This window comes from Rhodopseudomonas parapalustris (assembly GCF_053772255.1).
In genome coordinates, this window is record NZ_JAMKBZ010000004.1 from 26245 (window position 1) to 52366 (window position 26122).

At 65.7% G+C, this 26122-nt stretch carries 26 protein-coding genes and 1 tRNA gene; 14 read left to right on the top strand and 13 right to left on the bottom strand.

Going from position 1 to position 26122, the window contains the following annotated elements:
• Positions 1–29: 29 nt before the first annotated feature.
• The 4 genes from M9H71_RS05000 to M9H71_RS05015 all read right to left on the bottom strand — a co-directional run bounded on the left by M9H71_RS05000 (position 30) and on the right by M9H71_RS05015 (position 5553).
• Complete coding sequence (locus M9H71_RS05000) at positions 30–1805, bottom strand: B12-binding domain-containing radical SAM protein (RefSeq protein ID WP_455403983.1); 1776 nt, start codon at positions 1803–1805, stop codon at positions 30–32.
• 157 nt (positions 1806–1962) lie between these two features.
• Positions 1963–2373, bottom strand: coding sequence for a DUF1850 domain-containing protein (locus M9H71_RS05005; protein WP_455403984.1), 411 nt, complete (start codon positions 2371–2373; stop codon positions 1963–1965).
• Complete coding sequence (locus M9H71_RS05010) at positions 2334–4454, bottom strand: TRAP transporter permease (RefSeq protein ID WP_455403985.1); 2121 nt, start codon at positions 4452–4454, stop codon at positions 2334–2336. The genes M9H71_RS05005 and M9H71_RS05010 overlap by 40 nt, the downstream gene beginning before the upstream one ends.
• 151 nt (positions 4455–4605) lie before the next feature.
• Positions 4606–5553 (bottom strand): TAXI family TRAP transporter solute-binding subunit, encoded by a 948-nt coding sequence (locus tag M9H71_RS05015; RefSeq protein ID WP_455403986.1) that lies wholly within the window; start codon positions 5551–5553, stop codon positions 4606–4608.
• A gap of 152 nt (positions 5554–5705) precedes the next feature.
• Here M9H71_RS05015 and M9H71_RS05020 point away from each other — a divergent pair, with 152 nt between their 5' ends.
• The 4 genes from M9H71_RS05020 (at position 5706) to M9H71_RS05035 (ending at position 11300) form a co-directional block, all read left to right on the top strand.
• Complete coding sequence (locus M9H71_RS05020; RefSeq protein ID WP_455403987.1) at positions 5706–6968, top strand: MFS transporter; 1263 nt, start codon at positions 5706–5708, stop codon at positions 6966–6968.
• Positions 6969–7101: 133 nt separating this feature from the next.
• Positions 7102–8703: an alkaline phosphatase D family protein gene (locus M9H71_RS05025; RefSeq protein WP_455403988.1), complete on the top strand. Its 1602-nt coding sequence runs from the start codon at positions 7102–7104 to the stop codon at positions 8701–8703.
• 134 nt (positions 8704–8837) lie between these two features.
• Complete coding sequence (locus M9H71_RS05030) at positions 8838–9845, top strand: Bug family tripartite tricarboxylate transporter substrate binding protein (RefSeq protein WP_455403989.1); 1008 nt, start codon at positions 8838–8840, stop codon at positions 9843–9845.
• A 240-nt stretch (positions 9846–10085) separates the two neighbouring features.
• A complete protein-coding gene (locus tag M9H71_RS05035; protein ID WP_455403990.1) occupies positions 10086–11300 on the top strand; it encodes an EAL domain-containing protein in 1215 nt (404 codons plus the stop codon).
• Positions 11301–11329: 29 nt separating this feature from the next.
• On the opposite strand, the gene M9H71_RS05040 is transcribed toward M9H71_RS05035, so the two are convergent.
• Complete coding sequence (locus M9H71_RS05040; protein ID WP_455403991.1) at positions 11330–12232, bottom strand: LysR family transcriptional regulator; 903 nt, start codon at positions 12230–12232, stop codon at positions 11330–11332.
• A 153-nt stretch (positions 12233–12385) separates the two neighbouring features.
• On the opposite strand from M9H71_RS05040, the gene M9H71_RS05045 reads away from it, so the two are divergent.
• The 7 genes from M9H71_RS05045 to M9H71_RS05075 all read left to right on the top strand — a co-directional run bounded on the left by M9H71_RS05045 (position 12386) and on the right by M9H71_RS05075 (position 18697).
• Positions 12386–13606, top strand: coding sequence for an amino acid ABC transporter substrate-binding protein (locus M9H71_RS05045; protein WP_455403992.1), 1221 nt, complete (start codon positions 12386–12388; stop codon positions 13604–13606).
• A gap of 204 nt (positions 13607–13810) precedes the next feature.
• Entirely contained in the window at positions 13811–14677 is an 867-nt protein-coding gene (locus M9H71_RS05050) for a branched-chain amino acid ABC transporter permease (protein WP_455403993.1), read from the top strand.
• A complete protein-coding gene (locus tag M9H71_RS05055) occupies positions 14674–15609 on the top strand; it encodes a branched-chain amino acid ABC transporter permease (protein WP_455403994.1) in 936 nt (311 codons plus the stop codon). Before M9H71_RS05050 ends, M9H71_RS05055 begins: the two co-directional genes overlap by 4 nt.
• Positions 15602–16351, top strand: coding sequence for an ABC transporter ATP-binding protein (locus M9H71_RS05060; protein WP_455403995.1), 750 nt, complete (start codon positions 15602–15604; stop codon positions 16349–16351). The genes M9H71_RS05055 and M9H71_RS05060 overlap by 8 nt, the downstream gene beginning before the upstream one ends.
• The gene (locus M9H71_RS05065) at positions 16344–17075 is read left to right on the top strand and encodes an ABC transporter ATP-binding protein (RefSeq protein ID WP_455403996.1); all 732 of its coding nucleotides are present in this window, start codon (positions 16344–16346) and stop codon (positions 17073–17075) included. The genes M9H71_RS05060 and M9H71_RS05065 overlap by 8 nt, the downstream gene beginning before the upstream one ends.
• Positions 17076–17112: 37 nt before the next feature.
• On the top strand, positions 17113–17862 hold the full coding sequence (gene cnbZ / locus M9H71_RS05070) for a 2-amino-5-chloromuconate deaminase CnbZ (protein WP_455403997.1): 750 nt from the start codon (positions 17113–17115) through the stop codon (positions 17860–17862).
• A gap of 10 nt (positions 17863–17872) precedes the next feature.
• On the top strand, positions 17873–18697 hold the full coding sequence (locus M9H71_RS05075; protein WP_455403998.1) for an aspartate dehydrogenase: 825 nt from the start codon (positions 17873–17875) through the stop codon (positions 18695–18697).
• A 204-nt stretch (positions 18698–18901) separates the two neighbouring features.
• Here the strand turns inward: M9H71_RS05075 and M9H71_RS05080 are convergent, their stop codons facing one another.
• The gene (locus tag M9H71_RS05080) at positions 18902–19360 is read right to left on the bottom strand and encodes a hypothetical protein (protein ID WP_455404200.1); all 459 of its coding nucleotides are present in this window, start codon (positions 19358–19360) and stop codon (positions 18902–18904) included.
• A gap of 282 nt (positions 19361–19642) precedes the next feature.
• Here M9H71_RS05080 and M9H71_RS05085 point away from each other — a divergent pair, with 282 nt between their 5' ends.
• Positions 19643–19942: a hypothetical protein gene (locus tag M9H71_RS05085; protein WP_455403999.1), complete on the top strand. Its 300-nt coding sequence runs from the start codon at positions 19643–19645 to the stop codon at positions 19940–19942.
• Between the two features lie 18 nt (positions 19943–19960).
• On the opposite strand, the gene M9H71_RS05090 is transcribed toward M9H71_RS05085, so the two are convergent.
• Together M9H71_RS05090 and M9H71_RS05095 are read right to left on the bottom strand one after the other, a co-directional pair.
• Entirely contained in the window at positions 19961–21172 is a 1212-nt protein-coding gene (locus M9H71_RS05090; RefSeq protein WP_455404000.1) for a hypothetical protein, read from the bottom strand.
• Between the two features lie 130 nt (positions 21173–21302).
• A complete protein-coding gene (locus tag M9H71_RS05095) occupies positions 21303–21929 on the bottom strand; it encodes an NUDIX hydrolase (protein WP_455404001.1) in 627 nt (208 codons plus the stop codon).
• 79 nt (positions 21930–22008) lie between these two features.
• On the opposite strand from M9H71_RS05095, the gene M9H71_RS05100 reads away from it, so the two are divergent.
• Positions 22009–22434: a PaaI family thioesterase gene (locus tag M9H71_RS05100; RefSeq protein WP_230762421.1), complete on the top strand. Its 426-nt coding sequence runs from the start codon at positions 22009–22011 to the stop codon at positions 22432–22434.
• Positions 22435–22449: 15 nt separating this feature from the next.
• Here the strand turns inward: M9H71_RS05100 and M9H71_RS05105 are convergent, their stop codons facing one another.
• Positions 22450–23196, bottom strand: a complete 747-nt coding sequence (locus M9H71_RS05105; protein WP_455404002.1) for an HAD family hydrolase — start codon at positions 23194–23196, stop codon at positions 22450–22452.
• 346 nt (positions 23197–23542) lie between these two features.
• Entirely contained in the window at positions 23543–23920 is a 378-nt protein-coding gene (locus M9H71_RS05110) for a response regulator (RefSeq protein WP_455404003.1), read from the bottom strand.
• A 361-nt stretch (positions 23921–24281) separates the two neighbouring features.
• Here M9H71_RS05110 and M9H71_RS05115 point away from each other — a divergent pair, with 361 nt between their 5' ends.
• Positions 24282–24653 carry a hypothetical protein gene (locus M9H71_RS05115; protein ID WP_455404004.1) on the top strand — a complete coding sequence of 124 codons (372 nt, stop codon included), beginning with the start codon at positions 24282–24284 and terminating at the stop codon, positions 24651–24653.
• Between the two features lie 390 nt (positions 24654–25043).
• Here the strand turns inward: M9H71_RS05115 and M9H71_RS05120 are convergent.
• The 3 genes from M9H71_RS05120 to M9H71_RS05130 all read right to left on the bottom strand — a co-directional run bounded on the left by M9H71_RS05120 (position 25044) and on the right by M9H71_RS05130 (position 26050).
• Positions 25044–25119, bottom strand: a tRNA-Phe gene (locus M9H71_RS05120).
• Between the two features lie 135 nt (positions 25120–25254).
• The gene (gene yacG, locus M9H71_RS05125) at positions 25255–25437 is read right to left on the bottom strand and encodes a DNA gyrase inhibitor YacG (protein WP_455404005.1); all 183 of its coding nucleotides are present in this window, start codon (positions 25435–25437) and stop codon (positions 25255–25257) included.
• Positions 25427–26050: a Maf-like protein gene (locus M9H71_RS05130; protein ID WP_455404006.1), complete on the bottom strand. Its 624-nt coding sequence runs from the start codon at positions 26048–26050 to the stop codon at positions 25427–25429. Before M9H71_RS05130 ends, yacG begins: the two co-directional genes overlap by 11 nt.
• Positions 26051–26122: the final 72 nt, after the last annotated feature.

Genomic DNA, 26122 nt, shown 5'->3' on the forward strand with positions numbered 1-26122 from the left:
CGGCGGCAGGACCCGCAACGAGCGCGTGCTTACGGCGTCCCATGCGTGAGATCAAACACCTTCTTCTGGTGGGCCACGGCTTGCTTGGCGCTGGCGCTCTGGGTGAACAGACCGAGCGAGTCGGCATCGTCGTCGGACACCGGCGTCAGCGCCTCGTCGGTGTAGGCATGGCGCTGCGGATCGCGCGCGACGCGGACGCCGATCGCCGCGACTTTCGCGAACGCGGTCAGAATCGCCGCTGTTTTTTGTACGCTATCGAACGCGAAGCGTGGCCAGAACGACAACGCGTGCGGCGCCGCGAGGCCCGGCCGCCGCTCCGACGGATGACGCTGCCGGAACAGGCCGCATTGTAGCGGATGCACGTTCTCCACCCGGATCGCGGTGGAGAAGATTGCCAGCAACTTGACCAGGCTGCTGATCTTGATCCCGGTCGCCGCCGCGCGCCGGAGCAGCGTCTCGATATGATCGGGCGTGTAGTAACGGCTCCACGCCTCGCGATAGATCCCCTCCCATTCGGGCCGCGACATCAACGGATGCGCGGTGCAGACGTGCTCGACGTCGTAATTGTTCAGGTCCGGATCCATCGCCACGCCGGCGCGCCACAGCGTCTGGTGATCCTCCGAGCCGGGCAGCGGCGTCAGGCAGAAGAACTCCATGACGTCGATCGGCAGTTCACGCTTGATGATGTCGATGTCGGCGCGGATCGACTCCGGCGTATCGGCTGGAAAGCCGAGGATGTAGCCGGCCAGGGTGATGATGCCGTGATCCTTCCAGGCCAGCAGCATCGCGCGATACTCGGTGATCTTGTTCTGCCGCTTGTTGGCGGTGAGCAGATTGGCCGGATTGATGTTCTCGAGCCCGATGAACACCCGCGTCACACCGGCGCGCTTGGACTTCTCGATGAAGCGCGGAATCTTGTGACACAGCGTATCGACCTGGATCATGAAGCCGAGCGGAATGTCCTCGCTCTCGCGGATCTGGATCAGCCGATCGAGGATCGCCTCCCAATCCTTGTTGCGGGCGAAGTTGTCGTCGGTGATGAAGTACTTGCTGATGCCTTGCGCCCAGTTTCGGCGCACCATCGCCTCGATGTCGTCCGGGGTGCGGTAGCGCGACTTGCGGCCCTGCACGTTGATGATGGTGCAGAACGAGCACTGGTACGGACAGCCGCGGCCGGCATCGACGCTGGTCGACAGGCCGAGCGTCCGCTTCACGGTGGCGAGCGGCAGATACGGCGCCGGCACGCCTTCGATCCCCGGCAGATCATTGAGGAAGTTGTAGACCGGCTGCAACTGCCCCGCCGCGGCGTCCTGCAGCACGCCGTCGAACCGGCCGCCCTCGGCTTCGCCGGCGAACATCGCGACGCCCATCTCGCGACAGTCGTCGAGACCGATCGCCTTGCCGTCGAGCATCGCCAGGCAGCCGGAGACGTGAAAGCCGCCCATCACCACCGGCACGCCGTTCTCCCGGAACGGCCGGGCGATGTCGAGCGCGCGCGGATACTGATTGGATTGCACACCGACCAGCGCCACCAGACCGAAACTGCCGTTGCGGGTGAAGCGATCGAGCAACGCCGGAATATCGATCCGGGTGTTGAACTCGTCCATCGCCTCGATCTCGAACTCGACGTCCGCACCGAGCACCTGACGCTCGGCGACATCGGCGGCAATGCCGTAGAGCGTAGCGAGTGAGTTGGAAGGAATGATCCCGCGCCACCAGCGCAGCACATAGCCGTCATCGTCGTAATGTGACGGCTTGATCAGCAACAAGATAAACTTCCGCTTCGCGTGCGCGACCGGAACCATTGGCGACACCCTTCCCTGGGACCGGCCGAACGCCCGTCGAGCGGACGATCTGCATTGCGGCGCAGTGTGCCCGTGCTTCGGTTGCGACCGCAAGCGATTAATCGGAAGCAGCGGGCTGATATTCAACCGGCAGCAATGCGCTGAGGGCCGGTAAGCACTATCCGTCGCAGCGACTGAGCGTCGTCGGCTGCGCGCCGATGCGATGACCGATGATGTCGGACAGGCTGCGGCAGGTTCCTTCGCTACACAGCCGCCACTCGCCGGCGAGGCCCGAATTGCCCAGCACCAAATCGTGCTGCGGGATGCGTTTCACCTGCCATTCGAACCAGCCGTTGATCAGCCGCGCCTCCGGGGCCGGCTCCATGCCGGCGCCGCTCCCCTTCACCCGCGCGGCGGTCAGTTGCAGCCCTTGCGGCGTCACCTTCCAGTCTTCCTGCCACTCGACCTTCTCGATCGAATGGGTCCAGGCCAGCGTGAAGGCCGCGATCGCCAGCGTCTTGATCACCCCCGCCGACGCCAGGCACAGACTCACGCCGCCGCCGCCGCAGTGCGCGGGCGTTGCCGCCATTGCCACGCCAGGATCAACGCCGCGACGACGAAGCCGACGTAGTCACTGTAGGGAAACTCGCCGAGCAGGCACACCGCGGCGGCGAACGCCACCAGCCGCTCGATGACGGTCATTCGCGTGAACAGGAAGCCGATCGACACCATGCCGAACAGGCCGATCGCGATCAGCGCCTTCAACGTGGCGTACACCACTGCACCATAGAAGCCGAGTTCGGCCGCCATCGCGTCGCCGGGCTGCAGCATCAAGGCCGGCGAATACACCGCGATGAACGGAATGACGTAGCCTGCGAGCGCGATCCGCATCGCCTCCCAGCCGATCTTGTCGGGGTTCTCGCGCGCGATCGGGGCGGCGGCGAGCGCCGCCAGCGCCACCGGCGGCGACAGGTCGGCCATGATGCCGTAGTAGAACGCGAACATGTGGCTGACGATCAGTGGCACGCCGAGATTGGCGAGCGCCGGCGCCGCCAGCGCCGCGGTGATGATGTAGGTCGGGATCGTCGGGATGCCGGTGCCGAGCAGGATCGACAACAGCATGGTCATCACCAGCGCCAGGAACAGGCTGTGCTCGCCGAGCCCAATCACCCAGGTGCCGAACACGGTGCCGACGCCGGTCTGGGTCATCATGCCGATGATGGTGCCGACGATGGCGCAGGCCATGCCGACGGTGAGCGCAGACTTGGCGCTGTCGGCGAGCGAATCCCGGCAGGCGTGCAGCGTGGCGCGGCCGCCGCGGGTGATCGCCGCGATCGCAACCAGCGCCGCGACGATGATCACGATCCGCATGATGTCGAGGCCGTCGTGGGACACCGCGCCGACCACCAGTGCCAGCCCAATCCAGAACACGTAGCGCAGCGCGGCGTTGGAGAAGCCGTGGACGATGCTGGCGCCGAGAATCAGCGCCACCGTCAGCGCCAGCCCCATCGAGCCGGCATAGAGCGGCGTGAAGCCCTCGAACAGCATGAACACCAGCGCCGCCAGCGGCAGGATCAAGTACCAGCGATCGACCGCCGCGCGCCACGCGCTCGGGATCTCGGATGCCTTCATCCCGACCAGACCGTGCTTGCCGGCCTCGAGATGCACCATCCAGAACGCGGACGCGAAGTACAAAATCGCCGGGATCACCGCGGCCTTGACGACCACCGCGTAATCGACGCCGAGCGTCTCGGCCATGATGAACGCGACCGCGCCCATCACCGGCGGCATGATCTGGCCACCCATCGAGGCGGTGGCCTCGACGCCGGCCGCAAACGCCCGGCGGTAGCCGAACTTGATCATCAGCGGAATGGTGAACTGGCCGACGGTGACGACATTGGCGACGCCGGAGCCGGAGATCGTCCCCATCATGCCCGAGGCGAACACCGCGACCTTGGCGGGACCGCCGCGGCTGCGGCCGAACAGGCCGAGCGAGACGTCGGTGAAGAGTTGGATCATGCCGGCGCGCTCGAGGAACGAGCCGAACAGGATGAACAGGAAAATGTAGGTCGCCGACACGTAGATCGGCACGCCGTAGAAGCCCTCGGTGCCGAACGACAGATGGGTGACGACCTGATCGAAATCATAGCCGCGGTGATTGAACGGGGCCGGCAGATACTGACCGAAGAACCAGTACAGCAGGCAAACACCGCACATGATCGGCAGCGCCGGGCCCATCAGCCGCCGCGTGCCCTCGAAGATCAGCACCGCCAGCAGCGTGCCGACCGCGAGATCGAGATGGGTCGGATCGCCGTCGCGCTGGATCAGGTCGGCGTAGAAGATCCACTGATACAGGCCGCAGAAGAAGCCGAGCGCACCGGTGAGCCAGGCGAAGGTGCGACCGAAATTGGTGCGAGCGGTGAAATTGCCGATCAGCCCGAAGGTCAGCAGCAGCAGGAAGCCGACATGGACGCCGCGCACCACCTGGCTCGGCAGCACGTTCCAGGCGGCGATGACGAGCTGAAAGCTGGCGAACGCGATCGCCACCGCATAGGCCAGATAGCGCCAGCCGCGCGGTCCGAAGCCGGCGGGAAAGCCGTGCTCGAAATTGTCGAACTCGACCTTGACGGCTCCGGGAGCCTGTTCGACCGCAACCTCAGCCTTCAGCATGGATGACCGTTTCCGCCGCGTGGTTTGTTTTGTCGTTCGTTATCCCCGCGTCATGGCCGGGCTCGACCCGGCCATCCATCTTCTTCGAAGAGCGATGGATGCGCGGGTCAAGCCCGCGCATGACGCTATCACGCGATATTCGACGTCGCGTTTACTTCAGCAAGCCCTTTTCCTTGAAGTACTTGGCGGCGCCGGGATGCAGCGGGACCGGGCTGCCGGTGGCGGCGGTTTCGAGCTTGATGCCCTTGCCGGCGGCATGGGCGGTGGCCAGCTCGGGCAGCGATTCATAGACCAGCTTGGTCATCTGATAGGCCAGATCGTCCGACACCGCGCTCGAGGTCACCAGATAGTTGATCACCGCGGCGGTGGGCACGTCCTTGTCCTGGCCCTTGTAGGTGCCGGCCGGGATCGTCTCGGCCACGAACGGAGGGCCGATCTTGTCGACGACCTCCTTCGGCACCGAGACGACGTTGATCTCGGTGGAGTTCGACAGATCCTTCAGCGACGCGACCCCGAGCCCCGCCGACTGCAGGGTGGCGGCGAGCTGGCGGTTCTTCATCAGGTCGACGGATTCGGCGAACGGCAGATATTCGACCTTGCCGAGATCCTTGTAGTCCATCCCGGCCGCTTTCAGGATCGCGCGCGAGTTCAGCTCGGTGCCGGATTTCGGCGCGCCGACCGACAGGCTCTTGCCCTTCAGATCGGCCAGCGTCTTGATCCCGGAATCGGCGGTGGCGACGATCTGGATGTAGTTCGGATAGATCGCGCCGATCACCCGCAGCTTGTCCAGCTTGGACTTGAAGCCGGCTTCGGTGTCGCCATCCCAGGCGGCTTTCAGCGAATCGCCGAGGCTGAACGCGATCTCGCCGCGGCCCTGCTGCAGCAGATTGAGGTTCTCGACCGACGCCTTGGTGGCCTGCACCTGCGCCTTCACGTTGGGAATCTTCTCGCCATAGATCTTGGCGATCGCGACGCCGAGCGGGTAGTACACCCCGGAGGTACCGCCGGTCAGCACGTTGACGAATTGCTGAGCGCGAGCCTGCGGCGCCGCTAGGAAAACCACCGCAGCAGCGGCGACACCGAACAATCTGGCCTTCATGAACAGTTCTCTCCCTTAAGTTATTAATGAGAAACTGACCGGCCGGAACGCCGCGGTCAACCCGTCAAATCGGCGATCTCGGCCGGAGCCACGGAACCGGCGGGCGGTGGCCGAATTGTACGTTTCCGTTCCGACGAGCCGACGAGGTCCGCGTGCCGCCCAGCCCTGCCCAGCCGTTGGCCCGGCCGCTCGACGCACTGAATTTTTTCCTTGCAGACGTCCGCGACGGCCTCGGGCCGTATCTGGCGATCTATCTGCTGGCGGTGCAGAACTGGAACGAGGCCTCGATCGGCCTGGTGATGTCGATCGCGGCGGCGGCCGGCATCCTGGCGCAGACCCCGGCCGGCGCGCTGATCGATCGCTCCACCGCCAAGCGCGGGCTGATCATTGCGGCGGCACTGCTGGTAACGCTCGCGTCGGTGGTTCTGCCGTGGCTGGACAGCTTCGTGCTGGTCGCGGCGACCCAGGCGGTGGCGGCGGCGGCCGGCGCGATCTTTGCGCCTGCGGTGGCGGCGCTGACGCTCGGCATCGTCGGCCCCCGCGCCTTTGCGCGCCGGACCGGCCGCAACGAAGCCTTCAACCACGCCGGCAATGCGGTGGCGGCGATGCTCGCCGGCGCGTTCGCCTATGCGTTCGGTCCGGGCGTGGTGTTCTGGCTGATGGCCGCGATGGCTCTCGCCAGCATCCTCGCCACGCTGTCGATCCCCGCGGCAGCCATCGACGACCACGTCGCGCGCGGCCTCGGCGATGACCGCGACCCCGGCGCGCACCACGACCAGCCGTCCGGCTTCAAGGTGCTGCTGACCTGCCGACCGCTGTTGATCTTCGCCGGCGCTACCGTGCTGTTTCACTTCGCCAATGCCGCGATGCTGCCGCTGGTCGGGCAGAAGCTGGCCCTCGTGAACAAGAATCTCGGCACCACCCTGATGTCGGTGTGCATCGTCGCCGCCCAGGTGGTGATGGTGCCGGTGGCGGCACTGGTCGGCCACAAGGCCGACGTCTGGGGCCGTAAACCGATCTTCGCGGTGGCGCTCGGCGTGCTGGCGCTGCGCGGCGCGCTGTATCCGCTGTCCGACGATCCGTATTGGCTGGTCGGAGTGCAACTGCTCGACGGCGTCGGCGCCGGCATTTTCGGCGCGCTGTTTCCGCTCGTGGTGGCCGACCTGACCCACGGCACCGGCCACTTCAACGTCAGCCAGGGCGCGATCGCGACCGCGGCCGGCTTCGGTGCGGCGCTGTCGACCGGCTTTGCAGGGTTGATCGTGGTCAGCGCCGGCTACAGCGCCGCCTTCCTCGCATTGGCGGCGATCGCGGCAGTCGGGCTCGTATTGTTTGCGCTGCTGATGCCGGAGACGCGGCCCGACACAGCCCCCGCGCGGGTTTCAGCACCTGTTTCCCCCACCCCGGCCAACTGAACGCGCCCTCGCCCCTGCGCCACGCCGATCGAGGGCGCGCGACAGCGCTTTGCCGGACGTCACACAACTGCGCTAATCTCGACCAAAATACAGCCCGCGGCGGCTTGGCCGTGCCGGCTATGGTTAGAAATCGATGCCCTCCTCACCAACCTCGCACTGGCTCGATCGCCGGACCCTGATGCGCGGCGCGCTCGGCGCGAGGCTGGCCGGCATCGTGCCGGTCAGTACCGGCGCGACCGCCCCCGTCTCATTCAGCTCCGATCCGTTCACGCTCGGAGTCGCGTCCGGCGAACCTGCGCCGGACGGCTTCGTGCTGTGGACCCGGCTGGCGCCGGAGCCGCTGAAGGCCCGCGGCGGTATGAGCGCCCAGCCGGTCGAGGTAACGGTCGAGATCGCCGACGATCCGGCAATGACCCGCATCCTGCGCAGCGAGCGGACAACCGCCCATCTCGAGCTGGCGCATTCGGTGCACGTCGAAATCGAAGGGCTGGAGTCCGGGCGCGATTACTTCTACCGCTTCCGCGCCGGAGGCGCCGACAGCCCGATCGGCCGCGCCCGCACCCTGCCGGCGCCCGACGCGCAGCCGCCGCAACTCCGCTTCGCCGCGGCCGGCTGCCAGCGCTGGGAGGGCGGCTACTATTCGGCATGGCGTGCGATCGCCGAGGATCAGCTCGATTTCGTGTTCCACTACGGCGATTACATCTACGAATACGGCTTCGTCACCGCCGATAAGGACGGGACAGCGTGGCCGCGAACGATGCCGAAGGACTTTCCGACCTGCTACACGCTGACCGACTATCGGCGACGCTATGCGCTGTACAAATCCGACCCAGATCTCAAGGCTGCGCACGCCGCCTGCCCGTTCCTGCCGAGCTTCGACGATCACGAGATCGCCAACAACTGGGCCGGCGACAGCGACCCGAAGCACACCCCGCCGGATGCGTTCCTGTTTCGCCGGGCGATGGCGCTGCAGGCCTGGTACGAACACATGCCGGTGCGCCGCGCGCAGCGGCCGCGCGGACCAGACGTGACGGCGTATCGCGGCTTCCGGTTCGGCGCCCTGGCCGACCTTACGGTGCTCGACACCCGGCAATACCGGTCGCGCCAGCCTTGCGGCGACGGCTTCCTGGCGGGCTGCGCTGAAGCCGACGCGGCCGACCGCACCATGCTCGGCGCCGCGCAGGAGCAATGGCTCGCCGCAAGGCTGAAGCAAAGCGACGCCACCTGGCGGGTGCTGGCGCAGCAGGTGCTGTTCGCGCCGTTCGACTGGCGCGGCTTCCCCTGGGTCGAAGATGCCGGTGCTCCGGTCTTCGATGTCGATACCTGGAGCGGCGCGACCGCGGCACGCGACCGGGTGATCGCGATGCTGGACGAGGCCAAGGCCATCAACGCGGTGGTGCTGAGCGGCGATCTGCACCGGGCGTTGGCGCTCGAGCTGCATCGCGACGGGCGCAATCCCAACTCGCCGTGCGTCGGCGTGGAATTTCTCTCGACCTCGATTTCGTCGGTCGGCGGTGCACCGGCGAGCGACGCGGCGCTGGCCGAGATGTATCGCAACAATCCGCAGCTCAAGTTTTTCAGCGATCAGCGCGGTTACACCCGCCACACCGTGACACCGCAGCACTGGCAAGCCGATTATCGGGCGGTCGACAGCATCGCCGCCCCCGGTCATCCGGCGCACACCATCCGATCGTTCGCGATTGAATCCGGCCGTCCCGGACTCATCACTCGCTAACGACGATCGGACAAGGCGCCCAGGCCACCGACCGCAGCGCTGGTCCTCGCCGAATCGCCCGCATAGGATCATGCTGGTCGCTCGACGAAGCTGGCCGCGCTGCCCGGCAGCGCCGATAACGCCCAAGGGAATCGATGATCGAACCCGTCCATCCGCGGTCGCGCATCGGCCGGCGCAGCCTGCTGCGCGGCGCCGCCGCGGCGCTCGCGCTGCCGCTGTTGACGCGTGTCGCACGCGCGGGCGACTGGCCCGACCGTCCCGTGACGCTGGTCGTACCGTTCGCGCCCGGCGGCACCACCGACATGCTCGCCCGCCTCCTCGCCGAGGCGCTGACCAAGCACTACCGACAGCCCTTTCTCATCGCCAACACGACCGGCGCGAGCGGCAACATCGCCGCAGCCTTCGTGGCGAACGCCCCGCCCGACGGATACACCTTTCTCATCGGCACGCCCGGCATTCACGCCACCAACCGGCTCGTCTATCGCAGCATGGACTACGACCCGGCCGCCGACTTCGCACCGGTGATCCTGATCGCCCGCGTTCCCAATCTGCTGTCGGTGACCAAGACGCTGCCGGTGACCAGCGTCTCCGAGCTGATCGACTACGCGCGCCAGCGTCCACGCGAACTGGTCTACGGCGTCTCGGCGCTGGGCTCGACCGGCCATCTGTCGACCGAGATGTTCAAAGCGATGACCGGCATCGAGATCACGCCGCTGCCGTTCAAGGGATCGGCGCCGATGCTGCGCGATCTCGCCGACGGCCGCGTGCATCTCACCATCGACAATCTGCCGGCCTCCAAGCCGTTCGTCGAAGCCGGCGCGATCCGTGCGCTGGCGCTCACGACGGCGAAGCGCTGGGCACCGATGCGCCAACTGCCGACCATCGCCGAATCCGGCCTGCCCGGCTACGACACCGCATCCTGGTTCACCATCGCTGCTCCGCGCGCGACGCCGCCTGAGATCGTGAGCAGCCTCAACACCACCGTCGCAGCGTTTCTCGGCAGCGAGAGCGGCGCTGCGCAACTACGTCGGATCGGCGCCGAACCCGGCGGCGGCTCGCCAGAGGAGATGCGGAATCACATCCGCGCCGAGACCGAGCGGTGGGAGAAAGTGGCGAAGACCGCCGGACTGGTGCCGCTGTAACCGCAGCGAGCGCGGTCCTCGGCGCAGAATCGTCCACTGATCAGTCCGTTTACGGATCCGATCACGACGATTGCATGGAACCTTAAACTCATCAAATCTCGCGCGTTTCAAAACATCGCATTTGAATCATAGGCATCCGTTTAACCCTACCGGGGACTTAGTGTGGGTTACGGATTAATTCCACATTTTGATCTCTCTCCAACCCCTAAAGTTTGGTGCGTTATTTCGGGGGGTGGATCAATGAGAGCAACGACGGAAGCCGAAGCGTGCGTGCCTGCGGGAGGCTTCGGCCGCCGCAAGGTGGCGCCACGCGCGTGCATCGTCGATCGCAAACCGCATTTGCGGGCTTTCCTGGCCGACGCGCTGGAGGAACATCGCTTCGTCACCAGCGAATGCGCCGGGGCGCTGGAACTGCCGGCGCGGCTCGCCGAGCATCAGCCCGACCTGCTGGTGATCGGCTCGTCCGTCGACGGCATTGAAGCCGAAGCGATTCTCGACGCGCTGGCTGCGGCCGGCTTTGCGGGCTGCGTGCTGACGATCGCGCCGCGCGAGACGATCATGTCGGACGCGATCCGCCGCCACGGCGCAGAGCGCGGATTGAAGATGCTGCCGCCGCTGGCGACGCCGTTCAGCGCCCAGACGCTGAACCTGAGCCTGACGCCGCTGCTGCCGCAGGAACCGGCGCCGGAGCCGGAGATCGACGTTGCCGAGGCGCTGAAGGCCGGCTGGCTCGAGCTCTGGTATCAGCGCTGCGTCGACGCGCATTCGCTGACTCCGCACGGCGCCGAGGCTCTGTTGCGGATGCGGCATCCGAACTGGGGCGTGGTATCGCCGTCGGCCTTCGCGCCGGACGGCAACGATCCGCATTTCCGCGCGCTGTCGGAATTCGTGGTGCGGCGCGCGGTCGCCGACTGGCACTATCTGCTCGACCATCAGGGCCCGATCGATCTGTCGATCAACCTGCCGGTGAGATTTCTCCACCACGACGACGCACTCGACGACCTCGCCGGCTGGATTCCGCAGCATCCGGCATTCGGGGGCCTGATCGTCGAGGTCAACGCCTCGGAAATAGTCGATCATCTGCCCGAGATGGCGGAAGTCGGCCGCCGGCTGCGGCTGCGCAACATCGCGATCGCAATCGACAAGGTCGGCGCCGATTGGCCAGCCCTGATGTATCTCGACAATTTTCCTTTCGTCGAATTGAAGGTCGACCGCTCGTTCGTCACCGGCTGCGCCGACGATCGGTTGAAGCGCTCGGTGTGCAAACGGATCGTCGAACTGGCCGGCGATTACGGCGCGCGCTGCACCGCGACCGGGATCGAAACCCGAGCCGACTTCCAGGCCGCGCACGAACTCGGCTTCGACAAAATGCAGGGCTATCTGTTCGGCAGACCGATGGGGCTGAAGAAGTTCGCCCGCGCTTCGCATGCGCGACCGGTGGCGATGCACGATTGATATATCAGCTCCGGAGCCCAACCGGATCTTCAGTCCATCCGTGCCTTCATCCGCGTGACGAGCAGGTCGGCGACCATTCGGCATGACGGCGACATATTGCGAGACGCGAGCCGCACCAGCGTCACCTGGGTCGCTTCCAGCCGCTTGTCCCGCAGCGGCACTGCAACCAGCCTGCCGGCCTCGATAGCCGGCATCGTGGTGTCGCGCGGCAGGAACGTCGCCAGATCGGTGCGCGACGCCATCATCTGCGCGAACGCCAGCGAATTCGTCTCGCTGCAGATCTCGAGCCGGACCTTGGCGTTGGCGCAGGCGCGGTCGATCTCCTGGCGAATGCCGAACGACGGATCGGGCATCACCGTCCGAAGACCGGCGAGTTCCTTGACGGCGCAACTGCGGTGGTCCGCCAACGGATGGCGCGGCGACACGATCAGGCACAGCGACTGCCGCATCCGCGCCAGCTCGATCAGGTCGCGGCGCGGTGCTCGGCCGAACACCAGGCCGAGATCGACCTCGTTGCGGCCCACCATCTCGGCGACCGCACGCGAGCCCATCACAGTGGTCGACACCGAAATCCCCGGGTAGTCGCGCGACAGCCCGATCAGAAAATTCGACAGGAAGTTCGAGAGCATGCCCTCCACGGTCGCGAACTTGATCTGGCCGCGGCGCATGGTCTCGAATTCCTGCACCTTGGCGCGGATGCCGTCGAGCTGGCTGCGGTTGTCGACTGCATAGCGATACAGCAGCCGCCCGGCGTCTGTCAGCACCATGCCGCGGGCGCCCCGATCGAACAGCTTCACCGAAAGTTCCTCCTCGATCGCCTGCACCTGGCGGCTGATCGCGCTCGGCGCGATCCGCAGCGCCGCGGCGGCCTGTTTGATCGAGCCGGCTTCTGTCACCTCGCGGAAATAGCGGATCGCCGCGGACTCGATCATCGCTGTATTTCCTTGTCTTTCGCCTGCCGAAGATTCCGGCAGCGATTGGCTAGTGTTCGAATTATTCGATCTGAGACCTCGAAATTCAATGCTTTTATTCGAACAGGTGGTTTGGCACTGTTGTGACCAGCCATCACCCTTGGAGACTTCCGCATGCTTCACACGTGGGTTGCTCGCTGCGTTCGCCTCTCCGTCCCGCTCGGCCTCGCCGCGCTGGCGTCCGGAGCTCATATCGCCGCAGCGTCGGCCGACGACGTGATCAAGATCGGCGCCCCGCTGCCGATCACCGGGCCGTTGGCGCCCGAAGCGATCAAGCAGCAGCAGGGCTACAATCTGTGGGCCGAGCAGGCCAACAAGGCCGGTGGCATCAATGTCGGCGGCAAGAAATACAAGGTCGAGATCGTCTACACCGACTATCAGTCGAACACGCCGCGCGCCGTGCAGGCGAGCGAGCAACTGATCACCCAGAACAACGTCAACTTCCTGTTCGCGCCGTTCGGCTCCGGCGCCGCCAAGGCCGCGAGCACCGTGTCGGAGAAGTACAAGATGCCGACGCTGGCGGCGACCGCGTCGTCGGTGCAGGTCTACGACCAGAACTACAAATATCTGTTCGGCACCTTCACGCCCAACGACACCCTGACCACGCCGCTGACCGAGATGGTCAAGGCCAAGGTGCCGGAAGTGAAGAAGATCGCCATCCTCGCCCGCAACGATCTGTTCCCGCTGGCGATCGCGCAGGAAATGGAAAAGTCCGCCAAGGCCGCCGGCTTCGAGGTGGCGTATTTCGAGAAATACGCAATCGGCACGCTCGACCATTCGGCGACGCTGTCGTCGATCAAGGCGCTGGCGCCGCAGTGGATCTTCGTCACCGGCTACACCAACGACCTTCTGCTGGTGCGCAAGCAGATGTCCGACCAGCAGATCAAGGCACCGGTGGTGTCGATGATCGCCGGCCCGGCCTATCAGGAGTTCATCGACGCGCTCGGCAAGGGCGCCGAGAACGTCTCGTCCGCCGCTTGGTGGCACCCGGCCACGCAATATGAAGGCAAGGACATCTTCGGCTCGACCGCGAATTTCGTGAAGCTGTTCAGGGAGAAATACAACAGCGAGCCGGACTACGCGCACGCCTCGGCGGCGCTGTGCGGCGCGCTGTTCCAGACCGCCATCGAGAAGGCCGGCTCGACCGACCGCGAGAAGGTCCGCGACGAACTCGCCAAGATGGACGTCGTCACCTTCTTCGGTCCGGTGAAGTTCGGCGCCAACGGCCAGATCAACTCGCTCGATCCGCCGGTCTTCCAGATCCAGGGCGGCAAGCCGGTGGTGCTGTTCCCGCAAGCGATCAAGCAGGGCGACCTCAAGATCGGCGTCGAGTAAGTAGCCCGTCCATCCACTGCCTCCCCCCGTCATTGCGAGGAGCGAAGCGACGAAGCAATCCATGCCACGCATGGGGTTCTCTGGATTGATTCGCTACGCTCGCAATGACGGGGCAAATGCCTCGTTAAACCAACTGACCCGGCGCCCTGGCGCCGCTTCTTCCTAGCGACCGCCCCTCGCCTCCAACCAAGCAAAGCCGCGCTCATGCAAGCCATCCAGATCCTGATCAACGCGCTGGTGCTGGGCAGTCTCTATGCCTGCATCGCGATCGGGTTCTCGCTGGTCTGGGGCGTGCTCAACGTCATCAACCTGATCCACGGCTCGTTCATCGTGCTCGGCGGCTATCTGGCGTTCATGCTGTACCAGTCGCTGCATCTGTCGCCGTGGTACGCGATCTTCGTCGCGGCGCCGCTGTTCTTCGCGTTCGGCTATGTGATCCAGCGGCTGATCCTCAACCGGGTGATCACCGCGCCAGTGCTGGTGACGCTGACGCTGACCTTCGGGCTCGATCTGATCCTGAACAACGCGATGATCTATTTCTTCACCGCCGACTATCGCAAGCTGATCCTGACCCCGCCGCTCGGCTCGCTGGCGTTCGGCGGCGTGGTGGTGCCGGTCGACCGGCTGATCGCCACCGCGACCGCGCTGGCGCTGACCGGGCTGCTGTATCTGTTGCTGCGCCGCTCCAAGGTCGGCCGCGCCATCGTGGCGGTGCGGCTCGACCGTGACGCCGCGGTGCTGATGGGCGTGCATGTGCCGTCGATCTACGCGGTGGCGTTCGGCCTCGGCGCCGCGCTCGCCGGCTGCGCCGGCGTGCTGATGGCGCTGATCTTCCCGATCTCGCCGCTGACGTCTTCGACTTTCCTCGGCAAGGCCTTCGTGGTCTGCGTGCTCGGCGGCCTCGGCAGCGTATCGGGCGCACTGGCGGGCGGGCTGCTGCTGGCGCTGGTCGAGAGCGTCGGCGCCACCTATCTCGGACCGGCGCACGCCACCACGCTGTCGTTCCTGTTGCTGATTGTGTTCCTGATCCTGCGCCCACAGGGCCTGCTTGGCCGAAAGGGCTTCGAATGACCCGTAGCCATTTCGCTCTCCTGATCCTGATCGCGTGCGTGGCGGCGTTGCCGCTGTTCGGCGGCGCCTACGCACTGCGGCTCGGCACCATCGCCTGCATGTATGCAGTGCTGGCGCTGTCCTGGAACATCGTCGGCGGCTTCGCCGGCTATCCGTCCTTCGCCACCGCGGCGTTCTTCGGCTTCGGCGCCTATTGCACCGGCGTGCTGATGGGCAAGGGCTTTCCGATGTGGCTGGCGCTGATCATCGCCGGCGTGCTGGCGCTGACCGCCGCGAGCCTGCTCGGGGCGATCCTGCTGCGGCTGCGCGGGCATTACTTCGCGATCGCCAGCCTGTCGCTCGCCGAAGTGCTGCGCGAACTGGTCAACAACGCCACCGACCTCACCGGCGGCGGCATGGGGCTGAACATCCCGCTCGCTTCCGGCGCCGGCGTGATGGCGGAAGCGACGTACTACTTCTACACGATGTGGGGCGTGATGCTGCTCACCGCCCTGATGGTGATCGCGGTGGCCAATTCCAAGCTCGGCTTCGCGCTGAACTGCATCCGCCAGAACGAAACCGCCTCCAGCATGGTCGGCCTCAACACCACGCTGGCCAAGGCGGCGGCGTTCGGCCTGTCGGCCTGCTTCGTGGCGGTCGCCGGCGGCATCTACGCCGCCTGGGTGCACTACATCGATCCGTCGGACGTGTTCGACATTCTGTACTCGGTGAAGCCGATCGTGATGGCGCTGATGGGCGGGCTCGGCTCGCCGCTCGGGGTGGCCTGCGGCGCGTTCCTGTATCTCGGCCTCGAGGAAGTGGTGTGGCGCAACTACACCCACATCCACACCGGCGTGCTCGGCGTGCTGATCGTGCTGCTGCTCTTGTTCCTGCCGCACGGGCTGACCTCGCTGCGCGCCGACCGGCTGTGGCGGAGGACCAAGCATGTCTGAGCTGCTCCACCTCACCGGCGTATCGCGCCGCTTCTCCGGCCTGCAGGCGCTGCGCGACGTCAATTTGTCGGTCGCGCGCGGCGAAGTGCTCGGCCTGATCGGGCCGAACGGCGCCGGCAAGACCACCCTTGTGAACACCATCTGCGGCGTCACCCCAGCGAACACCGGTAGCGTCGTGTTCGACGGCCGTGACATCACCCGGATCAGGACCTACCAGGCTGCCCGGCTCGGCCTGTCGCGCACCTTCCAGATCGTGCAGCCGTTCGCCGAATTCTCGGCGCTCGACAACGTCGCGGCCGCGGCGCTGTTCTCGCAGCCGGGCGCCAGCCTGAAATCGGCGCGCGAGGCCGCACGAGAGCATCTCGTGTTCGTCGGCCTCGAGGCGCAGGCCGAACAGTCCGCCGCGACGCTGACGTTGGCAATGCGCAAGCGACTCGAACTCGCCAAAGCCCTGGCGATGAAGCCGAAGCTGTTGTTCCTCGACGAGGTCAATGCCGGCCTCAACAGCGCCGAGGTCGAGCGTGCCACCAAACTGATCCATCAGCTCGCCGCCGACGGCATCACCATCGTGATGATCGAACATCTGATGAAGGTGGTGCTGAACGTCTGCACCCGCATCGTCGTGCTGCACAACGGCCATCCGATCGCCGACGGCGCGCCGCGCGAGGTGATCAGCAATCCGGCCGTGGTCGAGGCCTATCTCGGCCAGCAATACGCGCAACGGACTGCCCGTCATGGTTGAGAACCTGATCCTCGAAGCCAAGGAGCTGGACGCCGGCTACGGCGAGATCCAGGTGCTATGGGGCGTCGACCTCGCGGTGCGCCGCGGCGAGATCACCGCGCTGATCGGCTCCAACGGCGCCGGCAAGACCACGCTGATGCGGACGCTGTCCGGCCTCGTCGCGGTGCGCGGCGGCGCCTATCGCTCGGAGGGCCACGACCTCGCCGGCCGCAGCGCCGCCGAGATCCTGTCGCACGGCATCGTCCATGTCCCGGAAGGCCGGCGGCTGTTCGGCGCGATGAGCGTCGAAGAGAATTTGCTGATGGGTGCTTACTTGCGCAGCGCTAGCCGCGCCGAGATCAAGCAGGCTCTCGACCAGATCTACACCACGTTCCCACGGCTGCGCGAGCGCCGCAACCAGCAGGCCGCGACGCTGTCGGGCGGCGAGCAGCAGATGTGCGCGATCGGCCGCGGCCTGATGAGCGCGCCGCTGCTCTTGATGATCGACGAACTGTCGCTCGGCCTGTCGCCGCTGCTGGTCGAGCAGCTGGTCGACGCGCTGCGCGTGCTCAACAAGGACGGCACGTCCATTCTGCTGGTCGAGCAGGACGTCACCATCGCGCTCGACCTGTGCGACCGCGCCTTCGTGATGGATATGGGCCGCATCGTCCGCGAGGGCTCCGGCGAGGAGCTGCTCGCCGACCCGATCGTCCGCGACGCCTATCTGGGCGTGCTGCAGGAATAACACCCCCCAATTTCACTGCCTGATCGAAAGAGGAATCATGATCGAGACCGTCGAAGCCCCGAACAGCGGCTACCGCTACATGCCGGGCGTGTTCCAGTATTCCTGCGGCATCGCCGCGCTGCCGGGCTTCGCGATCGAGCGCGTGCGCTTCGCCAATCTGGTGCCGCTGAAGCAGGGCTTTGCGAAGATCGACGAGATCCTGAAGGAAGCCGGCCGGCCGCTGACCGCATTCGGCGCCTGCGAGCTGCGCTCGCCCGCGCCGTTCACCGAGGACGGCTTCAAGGCGTTCAACGAGATCTACATCAAGACGCTGGTCGACTGGGGCATCATGAAGGACGGCGTCAACCCGATCGCCCGCAGCAACGTCTGCCCGCAGATCGATCCGCCAGCGGAGCCGAGCTTCTACGCGTTCTCCTACACGGTGCCGACCGAGAACGCGCCGCCCTCCTTCGTGATCGCCGGCAGCGGCGAGGCGCCCGAGGGCAAAGGCAATTATCGCGACCACACCGTGGCGCTCGGCGACACCAGCGCGGCCGGCCTGCAGAAGAAGGCGCAGTTCGTGCTCGGTGAGATGGAGCGGCGGATGAGTGCGTTCGGCGGCACCTGGGCCGACATCACCGGCGCGCAGCTCTACACCGTGCACGATGTCCACCCGTTCCTGGAGAGCGAACTCGGCCAGCGCGGCGTGTTCCGCCACGGCCTGACCTGGCACTTCAACCGCCCGCCGGTCGAAGGTCTCGACTACGAGATGGATTGCCGCTGCGTGCATCGCGAGCGGGTAGTATAGGGAGAGCCGCGTGACCACTCAGCCTCGTCCGCGTCGGCGTGTCGCCATTGCCGGGCTCGGCGCGATCGGCAAGGCGATCGCGCGCGAGCTCGATCGAGGCGGCATCGACGGCATGGCGCTGGAGGCAGTCGCCTCCGCCGAACCGGCCAAGCACCGCGGTTTCCTGCAGTCGCTGCAGACGCTGCCGCGGGTGCGGACGCTCGACCGGCTGTGGGAGGAGGCCGACCTCGTGATCGAGGCCGCACCGAGCCGGCTGCTGCGTGAGATCGTCGAGCCATTCGTCAGCCGCGGCAAGACCGCGATCGTGATGAGCGCCGCCGCGCTTCTCAACAATCCGGACCTGATCGACATCGCGAAGGCGCGTGGCGGCCAGATCATCGTGCCAACCGGCGCGCTGATCGGCCTCGACGCCGTCACCGCGGCCGCGGTCGGTACCATCCACTCGGTGCGCATGATCACCCGCAAGCCGGTCGACGGCTTCCGCGGCGCCCCGTTCATCATCGACAACGGCATCGACCTCGACCGGGTCGACGCGCCACTGAAGCTGTTCGAAGGCACAGCCCGCGAGGCCGGCAAAGGATTTCCGGCGAACCTGAACGTAGCGGTGGCGCTGTCATTGGCCGGGATCGGTCCTGATCGCACGATGGTGGAAATCTGGGCCGATCCAGGCGTCACCCACAATACTCACCGAATTGATGTGGAGGCTGATTCCGCACGGTTCTCGATGGCCATCGAGAACGTGCCCTCGGACAATCCAAAGACTGGAATGATCACCGCACTGTCGGCCATTGCGTTGCTGCGCAAAATGGAAGCACCACTTCAAATTGGAACCTGAGCAACCGACTGGCTGAACTGGTCATCGAACGGCTCGCCTACCCGATCAACCGCCTTACCTTCCCCTGGCTACCATCCGCCAGCACCTCGATCTGGCGCAACGGCTCGACCTCCACCAACGTCGAAATCTAATGGTTGCTCACCATAAGGTTGTGCCTGGTGTGAGCGCCGGAGCGCAGCCTGACTCCATCAGGACCGCATTGCCCTAATCGAACGTCATGTCCACGCATTTGGAGACGTCGTCGCCGAGTCCCGAGGCAATGGTGACGCAGCCGCGCACCCGGCGCTGCTTGGTGTCGGCAGCCCAGACCACATAGCCGCCGGGACCGAAGAACGCGTTGGTGTTGGCCGGCTCGGTCTCGGCGCCATCGAACTGATAATCGCCGTCGGTATCGAAGATCCGCGGACGGCGAAAGCAGCCGCCGTCGGTCTGGACGTTGATGACTTCCTTGTTGTCCCGCGTCATCGCGAGGCTGACGACGCAGCGGAAATATTCGGAGGTCTTGACGTTGAACAGATACGCGTAGGACCTGCAGGTGGCGGTCACCAGCCTGCCCGGGCTCATGCCGCGGCTGCAGGCGATGCGCTGATTGTTGCTGAGCCGGTATTCGTCGGCCGCGGCCGGCGCCGATGCGGCGAGCGCGCCCAGTCCGGTCGCCACCATCGCGCCGATCCAACAGGCCTGCATCGCGCGCTTGTGCATCGTCGTCCTCCCGCTGCGGCCGCCCCTGCGTGAACGGCGACTCGGCGGCCGAACCATAGCGGCGAGGACAATCGGGTAAAATCACAAAGTCGAACCGATCGCCCCTGACACGCGACCGACATCTGACCGCGGCATTGTTGACGCGCGATTCACGTTCGTGATTTGTTCAAGCACCGCGGCGCCGAGATGGCTTTCGTTCGAATCGCTTGCGCCGTCGCCATCCCTTCCTTCGGAGCCCTCGCGATGACGGCCTCTCCTATCACCCTGCTGACGGTCGCCGCCCTCGCCGCGCTGACCTCGATGGCCCACGCAGGCGGCGGCGAACCCTGGGTGCTGTCGCCGGACATGGGCTACGGCTACACCCGCGACGGCAAGACGCTGGCGTTCAAGATGGGCACCAGCAACGCCAAGGAGCTGTTCAAGGGCGCCAAGAAAGTGCCGCGCGAGACGCTGTTCTTCGTCGGCGCCAACGGCCAGCTCTACATGCGCTCGGGGCCGTTCCTGGAAAGCGACGGCAACTTCAAGTTCGGCGCCGATCAGTAGCGCCGAACGCGACCGCGATCAGCGCTGCGCGGTGGTCTCGAACGCGGCGAACAGTTCGCGCGCGCCGGGATTGTTGCTGTTGGCGTCCATCCGCGCGTCGGTGACGGCGAGCAGCTTCGCCACCGTGTTGTGGCGGATCGCCACCGGATTGCGCTCATAGCCGGAACGCTGGAAGAAGTTCGCGGTCGGCACCACTTCGCGCATCTCCTGCGGCATCGTCACCATGTCGAGGCCGGTGCTGTCGCCGGTGAGATTCATCATCTCGAGTTCTGCGGCGGTGAGCCGCTCGCGATAGCCCTTGCGCTGCGCGAACACCACCGAGGTCAAGAGCTTGTGGGTCTGCAGCAGCGGGCCGACATCGACGTCCAGCACCAAAGCGTGCACACCCCAGCCTTGCGGGGTGCGGCCGAGCTTCTCGTGCTCGCTCCAGGTGCCCGGAATCGAGCGTGCGAACGCCACCATCCGCTTCACCACCGCGATCTTGCGTTCAAGCGCGTGCCGCCGCGGCCCGGACAACGTCGCGGCCTGCTCGTTCAGCGACCTGATGATCTGGTTGCCCTGCTCGGCGAGCAGCACCAAGGTGTTGGTGGTCAGAAGCTGATTGTAACCGATCGCGGTCGAGATCGGCCGCGACCCGGGCCGCTTCTTGCTGAGCCCGGACTGCATGTCGTGATCGCCGTTGCCGCCGGTCTCGAACGCATAGACCCGCACGGCCTGGTCGCGCGTAAGCCCGGCCTCGCGGGCGGCGCGGGCGTAGGCGCGCTTGAACTCGGCCTCGCTCGACGGACGCTGCGGCGAGAACTGATAGTATTGGGCAGCGGCGCGGACGAAGTCGGCGACCACGGGAAGCGACTTGCGCTCGCGCGGCGGCTCGGTCGACGGCTCCGGATCGATCGGCCGCTTCGGGCCGTCATAGACCGGCGGTTGCGCCAGCACGTAATCGTCGAGCGTGATCTGCTCGCCGGTGCGGCGCTTGGCGTTGCGGACGCGGCGCCGGTCGGCGATCGCGTCCCAATAGGCGCCGGCGTCGCGCTCGAATTCGGCGCGCGCGGCCTGATATTGTTGCAGCCGATAGCGATATTCGGCGATCGCCTGCGGCGAGGCCGCTTGCGCCATCGCGTTCGCCACCGACGACGGCAGCGGCGCCGCGGTCTGGGCGAGCGCGTGGGATCCGAAGGCGAGCAGCGCGACCGGTGCGAGCCGGGCGAGATGGATGATCGAATAAGCCATGCCGCATCCTCGCCCGATAGGGTGAATGAACCGTTTCCTCACTGCTTGAGCCGGGCATCACAAGCTGTGAACCCGGCGATTGTTTGTTCGAACAGGCTAACCAAGCCGTGCGCCGTCGGGCGGAACGGAACTACTTCCAGGCGAAGACGGGCTGTTCGAGATCGGCGACGCGGGTGACCCGGCCGGCCAGCACTTCACGGAACTGATAGATCAGCGCCGCGGTCGGCGCGTGGATGAAGTCGTCATCATAGCGGAACCGGACCACGCGGCGGTCGCTCTCCGGAATCGAGGTGAAGTCGAACGCGTCGGGAGGCGCGATGTCGCGCAGCGGAATATGATGCACCGACGCGACCTCGTCCGGATTCGGCGCCAGCGCCCCGCCAGCCGCGGCCCAGGCCACCACCGGCGTCACCAGATAGCCGGAGCGGGTCGGATAGTCGTCGAGGATGCCGAGCACGTCGCCGGCATCCAACGCCAGGCCGAGCTCTTCGTGCAATTCCCGCAGCGCGGTTTCAGGCGCAGTCTCGCCGTCGTCGCAGCGCCCGCCGGGCAGCGCCCATTGGTACGCGTGGGAACGCAGCCGCGGCGAGCGCCGCGTCAGCAGGAACGCCGCGCTGCCATCGTCCGCCGCGACCAGCGCGATTGCGACGGCGGCGCGCTTCAGGCCGGACGGCGTCAGCCCGTCGTCGTGGCGCGGGAATGCGGCGCAGCGCGCGGCGATCAGGGCGCGGGTGGTGTCGTCGTGGACATTGCTCATGGTTCTTGACTACACCGCGTGCCTGACTGAGGAAACCGTCGCAGCGCCGAGCGAACGGGCGCGCACGGAGACGCGATCGATGACCGAGACCACCACCGCCCGCAGCATGAAGGCCGATGGCTGGAGCGTGATCCACGACGACGGCTTCATCGATCTGGTCGGGCCGCTGTGGCACCGCTGCGTCGACGGCACCAACGAATATGCGATTGCGACCGCGGCCAAGCACCGCAACAAGCGCGGACTGGTGCAGGGCGGGCTGATGATGACGCTGGCCGATCGCACCTCCGGCATCGCGGCTCGCGATCAGACCGGCGCTCCGCATTTGGCCACGGTGCAGATGGACACCCATTTCGTCGATGCCGCCGAGATCGGCGAGGTGCTGATCTCACGGCCGCGGGTGGTGCGAAGTACGCGCAGCCTGATCTTCACCTCGACCGAGGTCAGCGTCGATCGCCGCTGCATTATCCTGGCGCACGGCGTGTTCAAGATCGTGCGTCCGCGCTGACGGCGCCGCTGCGGCTCAGCCGGCGCGGCACCACCGCGCCAGCGCCTCCAGCGTGACCAGACGATCATCTGCGCCAGCGCCAGCGAGATGCCGATACGGCGCGTCCGGTTCGCCGAGATTACTGAGCACCGCAAGCGCGCCGGCAAAGTCGTCGCCCTCGGTGTAGATTCCCGGCGTCACGATGGTCGGCAAGCCCGCTGCGCGCGCAGCGTGAAGGCCGTTGGTGGAATCCTCGAACGCGACGCAAGCGGCGGGCGGCAGCTTCAACAGCTCGAGCACATGGAGATAGACGTCCGGTGCCGGCTTCTTGGCCGGGACCACATCGCCGGCGCCGATCGCGTCGAACAACGCCATCGCCTCAGGCCCGAGCGAGGATTGCAACAGCGCCTCGACATTCGGCAGGCTGGTGGTGGTGGCGATCGCCAGCCTGATCCCAGCCGCTTTGGCCTCATGGATCAGCCGCGCAACGCCGGGACGCAGCGTCGCACCGGCCGCGACCAAGGCGGTGTAACGCGCGGTCTTGGCGGCGTGGAGCTCGGCGATCCGCCCGGCGGCACGCGCGCCCCCCTGCGGATCCGAAGTCAGGAAATGCGCGATCCGTTCTTTGCCGCCGGCAACGTCGAGCAGCTGGCGATACAGCGGCGCATCCCAATGCCAGGGTAATCCATCGTCGGCGAAGGCGGCGTTGAACGCCTGACGATGCAGCTCTTCGGTCTCAGCAAGGGTGCCATCGACGTCGAAGATCAGAGCGGATGGTAGCATCAAACCTATTTGCTCCGATACCGTGCCCGTCGTCCTGCAAGTGGACAGAAAATGGACCTGACAATGACTTAGGCAGGGTGTAAAGCAAACTTTACAATGACCATCAAGCGCTCTGATGTCTGAAATCGAACACGACTACTCTGCCAAGCGCAAATGCGAAAAATGCGGTGGCGAGATGAAGCTGATCGGCAGGTTGCCACGACGGCTGCAACATCCCGCTCGCACCGTGTTCCGCTGCGCCGGATGCGATAACGTCGTCCAGGAGTAAGGCATCCCGCCTTGCCCGGTCCGGGCATCGCTGCGTGTTGCGATGCTGGGCTGCGTGTTGCGATGCTGGTCGAACCGTTCACCCCCGCCATGCCAGAGCGTCCTGCATCAGCCGCTGCAATTGCTTGCCGCTGAACGGTTTGGCCAGGCAGTACACGCCGTTCTCCGCCGTCATGCCGTCGCGCTCCAGCATCGTCGCATCGAATTCCGGCAGCATGCCGCTGATCACGATGATCGGCAGATCGGGCTTGGCGGCCCGCACCGCCGCGAGCACGGTCATGCCGTGCACCTTGGGCAGGCTGAGGTCGATCAGCGCGATGGCCGGCGTGCTCTGGGACAGAAGATCGAGCGCCGCCGAGCCGTTATCGCACACCGTCACGCGGTGGCCGGCTTTTCCCAGCGACAGATTAAGCACGGTACGGACCGCGGGCTCGTCGTCGACGACCAGGACCTCCATCACCATCTCGTGGCAGGCGTAAGGACCGTGAGTGCCGCGACGCGGAACAAAGACCGGCTGTGACGGTGTCAGACTGCCGCAGTTTACGAAACGAGCGCAACTGGTAACGCTACGAGCGCGGGCCACGATGCACGACAGTCAGCGTTGTTGGCTTGAAGGGGCGCGTAGAAAGTGACCGCCGGATAACGGGAGATCCAATAGCTAGCTTCCGTCACCACCCGCGGAGCTTCCTGGCGACGAACAGACGATTGATTCAATTTTGCGTTGAGAATTCGATATCTTCACATCGGAAGATTGCCGACAGAGCATTTCGATCAGGGCGGACTATGCTGCTCAAGCCACTGAACGGAATAATGAGAGCATGAGCGTTTTTCCGCACGACCCATGGGGCGCTGCCCGGAAAGTTATCCTCTGCGTCGGCTCCGGCTGGCCTGTTGCAGGGCTTATCGCAGGGGTCTGGCAAAGCGAGGATCTCGTGTGGATCTTCATCACAGCGGCATTGATGGCAGTGATCTTTGGAGCTCCCGCCCTCATCATGTCAGCGTTGCTTCTGCCGACATATAAGAGCCGAATCGTCGCGGTCCCTCCTTTTCTCATCGTTCTCTTCTGGGCCGTGTCCAGCCAGTCAGCCACCTACGACGGCTTTCAGTTGCCGCCTTATCTAATTCTCTGGTTCACCACCTGCATGGCTGTCACATTGCTTATTCCGGAAGGGAAACGAAGCCAGCGGTAATCAACTTCGCGAGTTGCCCATCGACTGATGGTCGAGCCTTGCGCGCGGCAACTAACAGCCACCTTCCTGGGAACGTCGGGCAAGCGCATCAGACTGATCGCTCAATCTTCTCAAAGACGAGGAGTCTTCAATGAAGCACAGAGGATAGCTCATGATATCGAATCAGTACTTGCAGTCGCCCAGCAAGAAGACGAAGCGTCCGACCGAGCCATTGGCCCCGCACACCTACCGGAATGCGGGGTACCTAGACTAATGGGGAAGCGAGCCCCTCACGCTTCATCCTGCACGCCACCCAAAACAGCATTGTCGTGCACCGTTGTTAAACAGTGCGCCGCGCAAAGCTCCATGCAAGGGCTTAAGTTATTGAGAGGAAAGAAGTCTTCAGAGCAATGGTGCCCAGGGGCGGGATCGAACCACCGACACTGCGATTTTCAGTCGCATGCTCTACCAACTGAGCTACCTGGGCGTCGTCCGCCCGGTTCGAAACCGGGGGAGCGCCGGGTTATAGTCAGCCAAAACGGCGCTGTCCACCCGTCGTGACGGTGTTTTGCCGGGGAAAAGTTCACCGGATCGTCGCAGGGCTGCCGCCGGGAAGGGCGGCTCAGTCCTCTTCGTCGTCGGCGGGGCGCCCCGGAATGGCATAAGAGCCGGACAGCCAGCGATTGAGGTCGACGTCGCGGCAGCGCTCGCTGCAGAACGGGTGCGATTCGGCGGTCGCCGGCTTGCCGCACACCGGGCAGGGTTTGGCGCCGCGCAGCTTGGGCTGGGCCGATTCAGCCGGCATTGAGCCATCCTTGGCGGATCGGGAAGCCCTCGCCGCCGAGCAGTGAGATCGTCTCGTACAGCGGCAGTCCGACCACATTGGTGTAGGAACCGACCAGCTTGACCACGAACGAGCCGGCGATGCCCTGCACCGCGTAACCTCCGGCCTTGCCGCGCCATTCGCCCGAGTCGACGTAGCCGGAGATGTCCTCCTCGGTCAGGCGCTTGAACCGCACCCGCGTCTCGACCAGGCGCTGGCGGAACGCCTCCTTCGGCGTGACCAGGCAGACGGCGGTGTATACGCGGTGGTTGCGGCCCGACAGCAGCCGCAGGCACTGCGCGGCTTCGTCGGTCAGCTCGGCCTTCGGCAGGATGCGGCGGCCGACCGCCACCACCGTGTCGGCGGTGAGCAGATAGGAGCCGCGCAGGTCGTCGTCGAGCTGGATCGACTGCAGCGCCGCCTCGGCCTTGGCGCGGGCCAGCCGGTTGGCACAGGCGCGCGGCAGCTCGCCACGAATCGGGGTCTCATCGACGTCCGCCGGCCGCAGCGCATCTGGCTCGATACCGGCCTGATTGAGCAGCGCGAGCCGTCGCGGCGAGCCGGAGGCGAGAACGAGTTTGGGACGGCCGAGCATGCGGAACTTTTGATTCGACGGGGTGGCGGGAGAGCGCGCGGAACCTATCGGAAGGCGAGTGCCGGGACAACA

What these genes read in the sequence shown, in the direction of transcription:
- M9H71_RS05100 (WP_230762421.1), top strand. Translation starts at nt 22,009, where the DNA reads ATGACCGAGACCACCACCGCCCGCAGCATGAAGGCCGATGGCTGGAGC.
- M9H71_RS05040 (WP_455403991.1), bottom strand. Translation starts at nt 12,232, where the DNA reads ATGATCGAGTCCGCGGCGATCCGCTATTTCCGCGAGGTGACAGAAGCC.
- M9H71_RS05105 (WP_455404002.1), bottom strand. Translation starts at nt 23,196, where the DNA reads ATGCTACCATCCGCTCTGATCTTCGACGTCGATGGCACCCTTGCTGAG.
- M9H71_RS05065 (WP_455403996.1), top strand. Translation starts at nt 16,344, where the DNA reads ATGGTTGAGAACCTGATCCTCGAAGCCAAGGAGCTGGACGCCGGCTAC.
- M9H71_RS05000 (WP_455403983.1), bottom strand. Translation starts at nt 1,805, where the DNA reads ATGGTTCCGGTCGCGCACGCGAAGCGGAAGTTTATCTTGTTGCTGATC.
- M9H71_RS05090 (WP_455404000.1), bottom strand. Translation starts at nt 21,172, where the DNA reads ATGGCTTATTCGATCATCCATCTCGCCCGGCTCGCACCGGTCGCGCTG.
- M9H71_RS05085 (WP_455403999.1), top strand. Translation starts at nt 19,643, where the DNA reads ATGACGGCCTCTCCTATCACCCTGCTGACGGTCGCCGCCCTCGCCGCG.
- M9H71_RS05010 (WP_455403985.1), bottom strand. Translation starts at nt 4,454, where the DNA reads ATGCTGAAGGCTGAGGTTGCGGTCGAACAGGCTCCCGGAGCCGTCAAG.
- M9H71_RS05030 (WP_455403989.1), top strand. Translation starts at nt 8,838, where the DNA reads ATGATCGAACCCGTCCATCCGCGGTCGCGCATCGGCCGGCGCAGCCTG.
- M9H71_RS05060 (WP_455403995.1), top strand. Translation starts at nt 15,602, where the DNA reads ATGTCTGAGCTGCTCCACCTCACCGGCGTATCGCGCCGCTTCTCCGGC.
- M9H71_RS05015 (WP_455403986.1), bottom strand. Translation starts at nt 5,553, where the DNA reads ATGAAGGCCAGATTGTTCGGTGTCGCCGCTGCTGCGGTGGTTTTCCTA.
- M9H71_RS05080 (WP_455404200.1), bottom strand. Translation starts at nt 19,360, where the DNA reads ATGGTGGCGACCGGACTGGGCGCGCTCGCCGCATCGGCGCCGGCCGCG.
- M9H71_RS05130 (WP_455404006.1), bottom strand. Translation starts at nt 26,050, where the DNA reads ATGCTCGGCCGTCCCAAACTCGTTCTCGCCTCCGGCTCGCCGCGACGG.
- M9H71_RS05055 (WP_455403994.1), top strand. Translation starts at nt 14,674, where the DNA reads ATGACCCGTAGCCATTTCGCTCTCCTGATCCTGATCGCGTGCGTGGCG.
- M9H71_RS05115 (WP_455404004.1), top strand. Translation starts at nt 24,282, where the DNA reads ATGAGCGTTTTTCCGCACGACCCATGGGGCGCTGCCCGGAAAGTTATC.
- yacG (WP_455404005.1), bottom strand. Translation starts at nt 25,437, where the DNA reads ATGCCGGCTGAATCGGCCCAGCCCAAGCTGCGCGGCGCCAAACCCTGC.
- M9H71_RS05110 (WP_455404003.1), bottom strand. Translation starts at nt 23,920, where the DNA reads ATGGAGGTCCTGGTCGTCGACGACGAGCCCGCGGTCCGTACCGTGCTT.
- M9H71_RS05005 (WP_455403984.1), bottom strand. Translation starts at nt 2,373, where the DNA reads ATGGCGGCAACGCCCGCGCACTGCGGCGGCGGCGGCGTGAGTCTGTGC.
- M9H71_RS05025 (WP_455403988.1), top strand. Translation starts at nt 7,102, where the DNA reads ATGCCCTCCTCACCAACCTCGCACTGGCTCGATCGCCGGACCCTGATG.
- M9H71_RS05035 (WP_455403990.1), top strand. Translation starts at nt 10,086, where the DNA reads ATGAGAGCAACGACGGAAGCCGAAGCGTGCGTGCCTGCGGGAGGCTTC.
- M9H71_RS05095 (WP_455404001.1), bottom strand. Translation starts at nt 21,929, where the DNA reads ATGAGCAATGTCCACGACGACACCACCCGCGCCCTGATCGCCGCGCGC.
- M9H71_RS05045 (WP_455403992.1), top strand. Translation starts at nt 12,386, where the DNA reads ATGCTTCACACGTGGGTTGCTCGCTGCGTTCGCCTCTCCGTCCCGCTC.
- cnbZ (WP_455403997.1), top strand. Translation starts at nt 17,113, where the DNA reads ATGATCGAGACCGTCGAAGCCCCGAACAGCGGCTACCGCTACATGCCG.
- M9H71_RS05050 (WP_455403993.1), top strand. Translation starts at nt 13,811, where the DNA reads ATGCAAGCCATCCAGATCCTGATCAACGCGCTGGTGCTGGGCAGTCTC.